This window comes from Brevibacterium sp. UCMA 11754 (assembly GCF_021532275.1).
Classification (GTDB): domain Bacteria; phylum Actinomycetota; class Actinomycetes; order Actinomycetales; family Brevibacteriaceae; genus Brevibacterium.
On record NZ_JACBOT010000018.1, the window covers coordinates 1 to 11,539 of the forward strand.

Below are 11,539 nucleotides of genomic sequence, written 5' to 3' on the forward strand. Positions count from 1 at the left end.
TCCACCCCGTATGGAAATCGGTGAGATTGAGTGTCCTAGCGAATTCCCCCGATTCGACGGGACCGCAGTGGGCGACGGTATCGCCTTCGAAGAAGCCGGGTTCGTCTTCGACGTCGTCACCGGCGCGGCGGATCGTGATCGCTGAACGCAGCAGGCTCCCGGGCTTCGTTGTCGAGATCCCATTGATTGCGTCTTTGGCCCGTGTGGGCCCCAGGTACCGGTCGATCGTGGCTGGGCTCATTGCCAGCAGTTCCTTGCGCACCGTTGTGGTGTAACGATCCTGACCGAGGACGAGCTCGTGATGGGCTTCGAGGAGATCGAGGAGGATACGCATCGTCGCGTGAAGGTATTTCCCGCACTGGCCGCCCGAGATCGCCCACACACGCTGAAGGATCTTCACTGCGTCATAGGAGTATTTCCTGGACCGGGGCTTCCGGTGCTGTTTCGTCACCTGTCTGCCTGGTCCTGGCGGTGCTTGGCTGCCTGGGTCAATCGCCGTCGAGCATTGTCGCGAGTCCAGCCGGTCACCGCGACGACCTCTTTGAGAACAGCCCCTTTGTTCTTCTTCGAGGCTTTCTTGTATTGCCTGGCGTATTTCGTGGTGATCTCTGCGCGAGTCGCCATCGACAGTTCACTCCCCATAGCTTCCGAGGGTCCACCATTTCGCGGGCAAAAGTATATGAGGCACCGAGGGTGGCATCCGGGCTGTCTATCTGAGTCTTGCCGTCCTATTGAAAATGTGTGTACATGCGTTTAGATTGTCACCTGCACCTACTCTGCCAGGCACGAGCCCTCCCGAAGCGGAGGACCTATGTCAAGGCAGGGCCCCTCTCGGAACGGAGGACCTATGTCAAGGCAGGGCCCCTCTCGGAACGGAGGACGCGTGCTTGACAGAGCCCGCAAACGGGTCAGTCGGACGTGTCCCATTTCAGTACATAGGCGATGGCGAACCCTGCCAAGCCGGTAATTGCTGCGCAGGCCGTAGTCGGCGCGAAGAGTACATCCATGGCGCCTGAGACCAGCGTCTGCTGAGCAAAGAGCGCACCGGCCAATTGGGTTAGCACAAGTACCGTTCCCAAAACGAGGAATGCTACGAGCGTGATCTTGAAGAGCAGAAGGAGCAGCCACGCCAGAAGCGCGCGGATCCCGGTTGGCGTGGTGTCATCCTGAGAAGAGTTCTCGGACATTGTCGGACTCCTTGTTCGAATCTGTAGGTATGGTCAGTTGATGGAGAACGTCAGTCGAGGCTGATCGTTCAGGTTGTTCAGGCGATACTGAAGATCGGTAGCAGGCCGAGTGCGACCAGTGAGCCCAAAATGATGGTGGGTATCACGAACCAGAGAATGAGTCTGACGAACAGCTTTCCCGGATCGACTCCTGCGATGCCGGAGACGATATAGATCGGTGCTGCTCCAGGAGGGGAGCAGCCTTCGGTTGCGGAGAACAGAAGCACAGCCACTGCAGCAGGGACCGGGCCAGCTCCAGCTGCGGTCAGCGCCGTGAAGGCAACCCCGCCGACTGCGGCAATGGTTGCGGTTGACGTCAGTGGCGCTGCTAGCAGGACTACCAGCGAGCCGACAGCAAGTGCGACGACGAGGCCAGGCGCCTCGATTCTGCTCATGAATACCGCGAGGTCTTCCGAGAGTCCCAATTCGCCCAGCGCACTGGCAGCGGCGAAAGCGAAGAACAGCGTCGCACCGACGAGAGAGTATTGGGGGGCAACTTTATCGAGTAGCTTGTTCCAGCTCTTCGCCGACCGAGGCAGGTGCTTTGCGCCCACCATCAAGCAGGCCAGAAGGATCATGACCGGGATCCACACGATGATACTGATTGACTCAAAGGTCTCTGCTCCCAGGCGTCCAGTGAGCCAATCGGCTCCCGGGCCGACCGTCAGCAGCAGAGGGACGGCGATGCCAATGTAGATGAACAGCGAGGTCCATCCTTGGCGAATGGCCGCCTTGAACGGCTGGATGTCAGCCCGTTCGACCTTGTCGACGCCGTAGATGCGGATCCATATAGTGACAACGATCAGTCGGTACAACAATGCCCAAGCACCGCCGCAGAAAAGACCGATGAACAACTGATCTGCTGCAACGAACGGAGCGACCGCGGCCGAGCCGAGAAGCACGAACATCGAGGACGAGGGCGGGAAGCTGGGGCCGAGTCCGGAGCTTCCGGCGACCAACGAGGCCGCGATCTCCGGTTTCCAGTTGGATCTGGTCATCCACGGGATCGTCACTGATCCGACCGCTGCGGCGTTCCCTGATCCGGAACCGGAGATCGTGCCGAATAGCGCAGATGCCACTGTGGACACATACCCCGCTCCGCCTCTGACGCGGCCGAAGACAGAATTGAGAATCTCCACCTGCTTCTCCATGAGCCCCAGCTCTTTGAGCATGAAGCCCATGAATATGAACGCTAGTGCGGCGAACACGACCTGTTCCTGCAGCGCATCAACTATGCCGGTACCAAGGATCTGGAAGAAGTCTTTGCCGCCGAACAAGCAGACGACGACGAAGCCCAGCAACATGGACTCGCCGATATTGCGTTTGATCACCACGTTCCACACGATGATGAAGGCCAAGTAGGCAACCATTGCCCAGATGGAAAGGGACATAGAGAGTAATCCTGTCGGTCGTCGATGCGAACAGAGCAAAGCTGTCGAACACCCGCTGAATGAGATCGGAAGCCCAGTGCGCAATCAAGGGCAGGGTCGAGTGCATCCGTGCACTCAAAGCTCTGTCGATGGTGTTGGCCCGGTGTCAGCTTCTCCTTTGAGCGGTGTCGAACCTTGCGATCGCTTCGCAAATCTCGTCATTGGAATTGCTACAGGCAAGTCAAACAGTGCCCAGTAGAGATTGTCAACAATACTGCAAGCAAAGTTAGTAACAATACCCCGAGGGTGCGCAGCTGGCTCATGGTCGCTCCATGTCCTGCGGGGTTGACGCGCAGGACCCAGGGGCAGACGGATCCTGCTCGCGGACCGACTGAAGATCGCATGCGGATCTGTACTCGAGTTCTATGTTAACAAAAATGTTGACAATCATAACCTGTTTGTAGATTATTGAGAATGTTCAGTTTCCAATGAGGGGGTTCCATGACAGAGTCGTCACCTACGCCGCAGCAGGGACCGCCCCCTGTCGTTGTCGACGACGAGGGGCGTCAGCTGACGCTGAGTACAGTTGAGATGCGCAGAATCTTGGCGTCGAGCTTCATCGGATCTGCGATAGAGTTCTATGACTTTCTCCTCTACGCGACGGCATCGTCAATCGTCTTTGCCTCTCTCTATTTCACCGGATTCGGCAGCGGAAGTTTGGCGGTATTCGCTTCATTCGCGACTCTTGCTGCAGGCTATTTGGCTCGGCCGCTCGGAGGAGTGATCTTCGGGCACTTCGGCGACCGACTCGGTCGGAAGAAGACCCTTGTGCTTTCAATGATCATCATGGGAAGTGTTACCGTCATCGTCGGACTGATGCCTCCTGCATCGATGATCGGCATCATTGCTCCGATCTCTTTGTTGGTCCTCCGGGTGATTCAGGGCATCGCTGTCGGCGGTGAGTGGGGTGGCGCTGCGCTCATGGCGCTGGAACATGCACCCAAGGCCAAGCGGGGATTTGCCGCGTCATTCGCCAATGCCGGTGGGCCGGCCGGGGCTGTGCTTGCGACTGTCGTCATGTCTGTCATGACCGTGCTCACCGGCGATCAGTTCGTTGTGTGGGGCTGGAGGATCCCGTTCCTTCTCTCTGCGGTGCTCATCGTCGTCGGCCTGGTGATCAGGTTGAAAGTGTCGGAGTCGCCGGTGTTCCAGACGCTCGAAGAAGAACATGACCGTCGACGGATTCCGATCTTCGATGTGCTATGCAACCATCTGAAGCCTGTTCTCATCGGCTTGGCAGTGGCTGTGAGCGTGTACACGACGCAATCGCTTGTCACGGTGTGGGGAGTGTCCATGGCTGTCGATGCGGGCGAGGACAAGACGTGGGTGCTGAACTGGAAGGCCGGTGGCTCCCTCATCATGATTCTCACCTGCTTCGTGTCCGCACGCCTGAGCGACAGGATCGGTAGGGCGCGCATGATCTTCATCGCCTGCTTGGTCGTTGCGGCTTCTGCATTTCCCATAACGTTTCTTATCGGATCGGGTCGCATCGAGATGTTCTCTGTCGCGATTCTTTTTGGACAGGGAATCGTTCAGGGGCTCATCTACGGTCCGATCTCGGCATATGTGGCAGAGCTGTTTCCAGCGTCTGTGCGCTACACGGGCGCGTCCGTCGCCTACCAGGGAGCAGCGGCTCTGGGCGCAGGAATCACTCCTATGCTCGCTTCGGCTCTTATGCTGCTTCCGTTCGGAGGTCTGTGGTGGGTCGGCACAATTTGGGCGCTGGTTGCTCTGTTCGGTGCCCTGGTCGTCGCGCTTCATCAAACCGCGATAGATCCCGAGAACAAAGTCCGGGCACGCTCTCAGCAATTGGAATCGACCACTATCGCCTGAGACGCTCATTCTGTGAGGCGACTCGCCCGGGTTCAGAGTAGACTGAGCCCGGGTGATTTCGCATTGAGGCTGGCGACTAACGAGGACCCGCGACTCCCCCAATGAGCGAGAGTCAGGGGTGCCTGAACTCCTCCCCCGGGCGACTACACGGCAAGGTATCGTACTCTCCATCATTTCCTTAGCACCACCAATAGCCAATTCAGGATCTGCGGGAAGGGCAACAGACAGGGGTGCAAGCCCTTGAAGGATGGCACTGGATCCTACAGATTGTGGAGAGCCGGTGAGTTGGCCTCCGCACGACGAGGAATGCGGATCAGACGCTCATCATCGATCTCGAGACCGCCACGGTGCCAGCGTTGTTCGTTCCGGCCGCGGTCCTCCATAGTGCTTGAGGATTTTGACAAGTTGGTGAGACAGATGCCGTCTCATGCTTGTGTCACATCTCAGGTCAGCGCGGTGCTCCTCTGACAAGTTCCGCTAGACCCTACAATGCTGATCTCATCGCGATCATCCCCTCGCGCGGCGACAATGGGGACATGAGCAATCACCAGATGATCGAGATTCGAGGCGCCCGCGTGCACAACCTGGCGAACATCGATGTCGACGTCCCATTGGGTTCGCTGGTCGGTATCGCCGGTGTCTCCGGTTCGGGCAAGTCGTCCCTGGCGATGGGAGTCCTGTACGCGGAAGGCTCTCGGCGCTACATCGAAGCGCTGTCCACTTACACGCGCCGCAGGATGAGCCAAGCGCCGCGTGCCGACGTCGACCGGGTCAGTCACGTGCCTGCCGCTCTGGCTCTGCGACAGCGCCCGGGCATCCCCGGCGTCAGATCGACCTTCGGCACGTCCACCGAACTGCTCAACGTCGTCCGGCTCATGTTCTCGCGCCTGGCGTCACATGTCTGCCCGAACGGCCACCGGCAGGAACCGACGCTCAATGTCGCGGCAGAGGAGCCCTCCGCTTGCCTCAGCTGCGGAGCGAACGTTCACGCTCCAGGAGAAGAGGAGCTGGCCTTCAATTCGGTGGGAGCCTGCCCATCCTGTGAAGGGACGGGCATTGTACGCAAGGTCGACGATGCCTCCCTGATCCGTGACGAGGACATGAGCATCGACGATGGAACGGTGATTCCATGGCAGATGTTCGGCTTCAACGTCCAACCGCAGATCGCACGCGAATTCGGCGTCCGCACGGACATCCCCTGGAAGGAGTTGAGCGCCGAGGAGAAGACCATCGTCTTCGATGGCCCGGAAGAGAAGCACATCGCTCACTTTCGGGCCATCGAAGACGATGGTCTTCTCCTCGGCGCTCAACTCCTTCCAGGGGATGTCCGTGCGGACGCCGAATTCGCGTGCGATCTGCGGTTGGACGTTGAAGCCGAACATCTGCCATGGAATCACCGTTCCATCGTCGATGCTCATGTCCTCGTCACGGATCAGGGAGGCATCGTCGACCTTGCGTACAATGCCCGTCCCTTCACAGGATGGGCAGGCTCCCACCGAATTGAAGGCCAGCTCCTCTTCTCCTGGAGCGTGAACGTTCGCTCCGCAGCTGAGGCAAGCGGAGGGCTCCTCTGCCGCGACATTGAGCGTCGGTTCCTGCCGGTGGCCGTTCGGGCAGACATGTGACGCCAGGCGCGAGAACATGAGCCGGACGACGTTGAGCAGTTCGGTGGACGTGCCGAAGGTCGATCTGACGCCGGGGATGCCCGGGCGCTGTCGCAGAGCCAGAGCGGCAGGCACGTGACTGACCCGGTCGACGTCGGCACGCGGCGCTTGGCTCATCCTGCGGCGCGTGTAAGTGGACAGCGCTTCGATGTAGCGCCGAGAGCCTTCCGCGTACAGGACTCCCATCGCCAGGGACGACTTGCCCGAACCGGAGACACCGGCGATACCGACCAGCGAACCCAATGGGACGTCGACATCGATGTTCGCCAGGTTGTGCACGCGGGCGCCTCGAATCTCGATCATCTGGTGATTGCTCATGTCCCCATTGTCGCCGCGCGAGGGGATGATCGCGATGAGATCAGCATTGTAGGGTCTAGCGGAACTTGTCAGAGGAGCACCGCGCTGACCTGAGATGTGACACAAGCATGAGACGGCATCTGTCTCACCAACTTGTCAAAATCCTCAAGCACTATGGAGGACCGCGGCCGGAACGAACAACGCTGGCACCGTGGCGGTCTCGAGATCGATGATGAGCGTCTGATCCGCATTCCTCGTCGTGCGGAGGCCAACTCACCGGCTCTCCACAATCTGTAGGATCCAGTGCCATCCTTCAAGGGCTTGCACCCCTGTCTGTTGCCCTTCCCGCAGATCCTGAATTGGCTATTGGTGGTGCTAAGGAAATGATGGAGAGTACGATACCTTGCCGTGTAGTCGCCCGGGGGAGGAGTTCAGGCACCCCTGACTCTCGCTCATTGGGGGAGTCGCGGGTCCTCGTTAGTCGCCAGCCTCAATGCGAAATCACCCGGGCTCAGTCTACTCTGAACCCGGGCGAGTCGCCTCACAGAATGAGCGTCTCAGGCGATAGTGGTCGATTCCAATTGCTGAGAGCGTGCCCGGACTTTGTTCTCGGGATCTATCGCGGTTTGATGAAGCGCGACGACCAGGGCACCGAACAGAGCAACCAGCGCCCAAATTGTGCCGACCCACCACAGACCTCCGAACGGAAGCAGCATAAGAGCCGAAGCGAGCATAGGAGTGATTCCTGCGCCCAGAGCCGCTGCTCCCTGGTAGGCGACGGACGCGCCCGTGTAGCGCACAGACGCTGGAAACAGCTCTGCCACATATGCCGAGATCGGACCGTAGATGAGCCCCTGAACGATTCCCTGTCCAAAAAGAATCGCGACAGAGAACATCTCGATGCGACCCGATCCGATAAGAAACGTTATGGGAAATGCAGAAGCCGCAACGACCAAGCAGGCGATGAAGATCATGCGCGCCCTACCGATCCTGTCGCTCAGGCGTGCGGACACGAAGCAGGTGAGAATCATGATGAGGGAGCCACCGGCCTTCCAGTTCAGCACCCACGTCTTGTCCTCGCCCGCATCGACAGCCATGGACACTCCCCACACCGTGACAAGCGATTGCGTCGTGTACACGCTCACAGCCACTGCCAAGCCGATGAGAACAGGCTTCAGATGGTTGCATAGCACATCGAAGATCGGAATCCGTCGACGGTCATGTTCTTCTTCGAGCGTCTGGAACACCGGCGACTCCGACACTTTCAACCTGATCACCAGGCCGACGACGATGAGCACCGCAGAGAGAAGGAACGGGATCCTCCAGCCCCACACAACGAACTGATCGCCGGTGAGCACGGTCATGACAGACATGACGACAGTCGCAAGCACAGCCCCGGCCGGCCCACCGGCATTGGCGAATGACGCGGCAAATCCCCGCTTGGCCTTGGGTGCATGTTCCAGCGCCATGAGCGCAGCGCCACCCCACTCACCGCCGACAGCGATGCCCTGAATCACCCGGAGGACCAACAAAGAGATCGGAGCAATGATGCCGATCATCGATGCAGGAGGCATCAGTCCGACGATGACGGTAACACTTCCCATGATGATCATTGAAAGCACAAGGGTCTTCTTCCGACCGAGTCGGTCGCCGAAGTGCCCGAAGATCACTCCTCCGAGCGGCCGAGCCAAATAGCCTGCAGCAAGAGTCGCGAATGAAGCGAATACCGCCAAACTTCCGCTGCCGAATCCGGTGAAATAGAGAGAGGCAAAGACGATTGACGATGCCGTCGCGTAGAGGAGAAAGTCATAGAACTCTATCGCAGATCCGATGAAGCTCGACGCCAAGATTCTGCGCATCTCAACTGTACTCAGCGTCAGCTGACGCCCCTCGTCGTCGACAACGACAGGGGGCGGTCCCTGCTGCGGCGTAGGTGACGACTCTGTCATGGAACCCCCTCATTGGAAACTGAACATTCTCAATAATCTACAAACAGGTTATGATTGTCAACATTTTTGTTAACATAGAACTCGAGTACAGATCCGCATGCGATCTTCAGTCGGTCCGCGAGCAGGATCCGTCTGCCCCTGGGTCCTGCGCGTCAACCCCGCAGGACATGGAGCGACCATGAGCCAGCTGCGCACCCTCGGGGTATTGTTACTAACTTTGCTTGCAGTATTGTTGACAATCTCTACTGGGCACTGTTTGACTTGCCTGTAGCAATTCCAATGACGAGATTTGCGAAGCGATCGCAAGGTTCGACACCGCTCAAAGGAGAAGCTGACACCGGGCCAACACCATCGACAGAGCTTTGAGTGCACGGATGCACTCGACCCTGCCCTTGATTGCGCACTGGGCTTCCGATCTCATTCAGCGGGTGTTCGACAGCTTTGCTCTGTTCGCATCGACGACCGACAGGATTACTCTCTATGTCCCTTTCCATCTGGGCAATGGTTGCCTACTTGGCCTTCATCATCGTGTGGAACGTGGTGATCAAACGCAATATCGGCGAGTCCATGTTGCTGGGCTTCGTCGTCGTCTGCTTGTTCGGCGGCAAAGACTTCTTCCAGATCCTTGGTACCGGCATAGTTGATGCGCTGCAGGAACAGGTCGTGTTCGCCGCACTAGCGTTCATATTCATGGGCTTCATGCTCAAAGAGCTGGGGCTCATGGAGAAGCAGGTGGAGATTCTCAATTCTGTCTTCGGCCGCGTCAGAGGCGGAGCGGGGTATGTGTCCACAGTGGCATCTGCGCTATTCGGCACGATCTCCGGTTCCGGATCAGGGAACGCCGCAGCGGTCGGATCAGTGACGATCCCGTGGATGACCAGATCCAACTGGAAACCGGAGATCGCGGCCTCGTTGGTCGCCGGAAGCTCCGGACTCGGCCCCAGCTTCCCGCCCTCGTCCTCGATGTTCGTGCTTCTCGGCTCGGCCGCGGTCGCTCCGTTCGTTGCAGCAGATCAGTTGTTCATCGGTCTTTTCTGCGGCGGTGCTTGGGCATTGTTGTACCGACTGATCGTTGTCACTATATGGATCCGCATCTACGGCGTCGACAAGGTCGAACGGGCTGACATCCAGCCGTTCAAGGCGGCCATTCGCCAAGGATGGACCTCGCTGTTCATCTACATTGGCATCGCCGTCCCTCTGCTGCTGACGGTCGGCCCGGGAGCCGATTGGCTCACTGGACGCCTGGGAGCAGAGACCTTTGAGTCAATCAGTATCATCGTGTGGATCCCGGTCATGATCCTTCTGGCCTGCTTGATGGTGGGCGCAAAGCACCTGCCTCGGTCGGCGAAGAGCTGGAACAAGCTACTCGATAAAGTTGCCCCCCAATACTCTCTCGTCGGTGCGACGCTGTTCTTCGCTTTCGCCGCTGCCAGTGCGCTGGGCGAATTGGGACTCTCGGAAGACCTCGCGGTATTCATGAGCAGAATCGAGGCGCCTGGCCTCGTCGTCGCACTTGCTGTCGGCTCGCTGGTAGTCCTGCTAGCAGCGCCACTGACGTCAACCGCAACCATTGCCGCAGTCGGCGGGGTTGCCTTCACGGCGCTGACCGCAGCTGGAGCTGGCCCGGTCCCTGCTGCAGTGGCTGTGCTTCTGTTCTCCGCAACCGAAGGCTGCTCCCCTCCTGGAGCAGCACCGATCTATATCGTCTCCGGCATCGCAGGAGTCGATCCGGGAAAGCTGTTCGTCAGACTCATTCTCTGGTTCGTGATACCCACCATCATTTTGGGCTCACTGGTCGCACTCGGCCTGCTACCGATCTTCAGTATCGCCTGAACAACCTGAACGATCAGCCTCGACTGACGTTCTCCATCAACTGACCATACCTACAGATTCGAACAAGGAGTCCGACAATGTCCGAGAACTCTTCTCAGGATGACACCACGCCAACCGGGATCCGCGCGCTTCTGGCGTGGCTGCTCCTTCTGCTCTTCAAGATCACGCTCGTAGCATTCCTCGTTTTGGGAACGGTACTTGTGCTAACCCAATTGGCCGGTGCGCTCTTTGCTCAGCAGACGCTGGTCTCAGGCGCCATGGATGTACTCTTCGCGCCGACTACGGCCTGCGCAGCAATTACCGGCTTGGCAGGGTTCGCCATCGCCTATGTACTGAAATGGGACACGTCCGACTGACCCCGTTTGCGGGCTCTGTCAAGCACGCGTCCTCCGTTCCGAGAGGGGCCCTGCCTTGACATAGGTCCTCCGTTCCGAGAGGGGCCCTGCCTTGACATAGGTCCTCCGCTTCGGGAGGGCTCGTGCCTGGCAGAGTAGGTGCAGGTGACAATCTAAACGCATGTACACACATTTTCAATAGGACGGCAAGACTCAGATAGACAGCCCGGATGCCACCCTCGGTGCCTCATATACTTTTGCCCGCGAAATGGTGGACCCTCGGAAGCTATGGGGAGTGAACTGTCGATGGCGACTCGCGCAGAGATCACCACGAAATACGCCAGGCAATACAAGAAAGCCTCGAAGAAGAACAAAGGGGCTGTTCTCAAAGAGGTCGTCGCGGTGACCGGCTGGACTCGCGACAATGCTCGACGGCGATTGACCCAGGCAGCCAAGCACCCGCCAGGACCAGGCAGACAGGTGACGAAACAGCACCGGAAGCCCCGGTCCAGGAAATACTCCTATGACGCAGTGAAGATCCTTCAGCGTGTGTGGGCGATCTCGGGCGGCCAGTGCGGGAAATACCTTCACGCGACGATGCGTATCCTCCTCGATCTCCTCGAAGCCCATCACGAGCTCGTCCTCGGTCAGGATCGTTACACCACAACGGTGCGCAAGGAACTGCTGGCAATGAGCCCAGCCACGATCGACCGGTACCTGGGGCCCACACGGGCCAAAGACGCAATCAATGGGATCTCGACAACGAAGCCCGGGAGCCTGCTGCGTTCAGCGATCACGATCCGCCGCGCCGGTGACGACGTCGAAGACGAACCCGGCTTCTTCGAAGGCGATACCGTCGCCCACTGCGGTCCCGTCGAATCGGGGGAATTCGCTAGGACACTCAATCTCACCGATTTCCATACGGGGTGGACGTTTACCCGTACCGTGCGCAACAACGCGCATACGAATATC

Annotated in this window: 7 protein-coding genes and 4 pseudogenes; 5 read left to right on the forward strand and 6 right to left on the reverse strand. The window is 58.8% G+C overall.

Features of this window, described 5'->3' with window-relative positions; translation table 11 throughout:
* The 4 genes and pseudogenes from HX613_RS08630 to HX613_RS08645 all read right to left on the reverse strand — a co-directional run.
* Nucleotides 1-451: pseudogene (locus HX613_RS08630) on the reverse strand (integrase catalytic domain-containing protein); the annotation flags it as partial.
* On the reverse strand, nt 448-624 hold the full coding sequence (locus HX613_RS08635) for a hypothetical protein (RefSeq protein WP_235344960.1): 177 nt from the start codon (nt 622-624) through the stop codon (nt 448-450). The gene HX613_RS08635 and the pseudogene HX613_RS08630, both read right to left, overlap by 4 nt.
* A 284-nt stretch (nt 625-908) precedes the next feature.
* Nucleotides 909-1,187: a hypothetical protein gene (locus HX613_RS08640; protein ID WP_235344961.1), complete on the reverse strand. Its 279-nt coding sequence runs from the start codon at nt 1,185-1,187 to the stop codon at nt 909-911.
* A 77-nt stretch (nt 1,188-1,264) separates the two neighbouring features.
* A complete protein-coding gene (locus HX613_RS08645; protein ID WP_235344962.1) occupies nt 1,265-2,617 on the reverse strand; it encodes a TRAP transporter large permease subunit in 1,353 nt (450 codons plus the stop codon).
* Nucleotides 2,618-3,097: 480 nt separating this feature from the next.
* Between HX613_RS08645 and HX613_RS08650 the strand changes: the two genes are divergently transcribed.
* Together HX613_RS08650 and HX613_RS22105 are read left to right on the forward strand one after the other, a co-directional pair.
* Nucleotides 3,098-4,489 carry an MFS transporter gene (locus HX613_RS08650; RefSeq protein ID WP_235344963.1) on the forward strand — a complete coding sequence of 464 codons (1,392 nt, stop codon included), beginning with the start codon at nt 3,098-3,100 and terminating at the stop codon, nt 4,487-4,489.
* An 875-nt stretch (nt 4,490-5,364) separates the two neighbouring features.
* A pseudogene (locus HX613_RS22105) lies at nt 5,365-5,745 on the forward strand (excinuclease ABC subunit UvrA); the annotation flags it as partial.
* A 69-nt stretch (nt 5,746-5,814) separates the two neighbouring features.
* On the opposite strand, the pseudogene HX613_RS22615 reads toward HX613_RS22105, so the two are convergent.
* Nucleotides 5,815-6,471: pseudogene (locus HX613_RS22615) on the reverse strand (excinuclease ABC subunit UvrA); the annotation flags it as partial.
* A 536-nt stretch (nt 6,472-7,007) separates the two neighbouring features.
* Nucleotides 7,008-8,399, reverse strand: a complete 1,392-nt coding sequence (locus tag HX613_RS08665; RefSeq protein ID WP_235344963.1) for an MFS transporter — start codon at nt 8,397-8,399, stop codon at nt 7,008-7,010.
* Nucleotides 8,400-8,879: 480 nt separating this feature from the next.
* On the opposite strand from HX613_RS08665, the gene HX613_RS08670 reads away from it, so the two are divergent.
* From HX613_RS08670 to HX613_RS08680, 3 genes and pseudogenes are all read left to right on the forward strand, one after another.
* The gene (locus HX613_RS08670) at nt 8,880-10,232 is read left to right on the forward strand and encodes a TRAP transporter large permease subunit (RefSeq protein ID WP_235344962.1); all 1,353 of its coding nucleotides are present in this window, start codon (nt 8,880-8,882) and stop codon (nt 10,230-10,232) included.
* A gap of 77 nt (nt 10,233-10,309) precedes the next feature.
* Entirely contained in the window at nt 10,310-10,588 is a 279-nt protein-coding gene (locus HX613_RS08675; protein ID WP_235344961.1) for a hypothetical protein, read from the forward strand.
* A gap of 285 nt (nt 10,589-10,873) precedes the next feature.
* Nucleotides 10,874-11,539, forward strand: a pseudogene (locus tag HX613_RS08680) (integrase catalytic domain-containing protein); the annotation flags it as partial.

Coding starts and splice junctions, on each gene's coding strand:
- HX613_RS08635 (WP_235344960.1), bottom strand. CDS start 624: ATGGCGACTCGCGCAGAGATCACCACGAAATACGCCAGGCAATACAAG.
- HX613_RS08640 (WP_235344961.1), bottom strand. CDS start 1,187: ATGTCCGAGAACTCTTCTCAGGATGACACCACGCCAACCGGGATCCGC.
- HX613_RS08645 (WP_235344962.1), bottom strand. CDS start 2,617: ATGTCCCTTTCCATCTGGGCAATGGTTGCCTACTTGGCCTTCATCATC.
- HX613_RS08650 (WP_235344963.1), top strand. CDS start 3,098: ATGACAGAGTCGTCACCTACGCCGCAGCAGGGACCGCCCCCTGTCGTT.
- HX613_RS08665 (WP_235344963.1), bottom strand. CDS start 8,399: ATGACAGAGTCGTCACCTACGCCGCAGCAGGGACCGCCCCCTGTCGTT.
- HX613_RS08670 (WP_235344962.1), top strand. CDS start 8,880: ATGTCCCTTTCCATCTGGGCAATGGTTGCCTACTTGGCCTTCATCATC.
- HX613_RS08675 (WP_235344961.1), top strand. CDS start 10,310: ATGTCCGAGAACTCTTCTCAGGATGACACCACGCCAACCGGGATCCGC.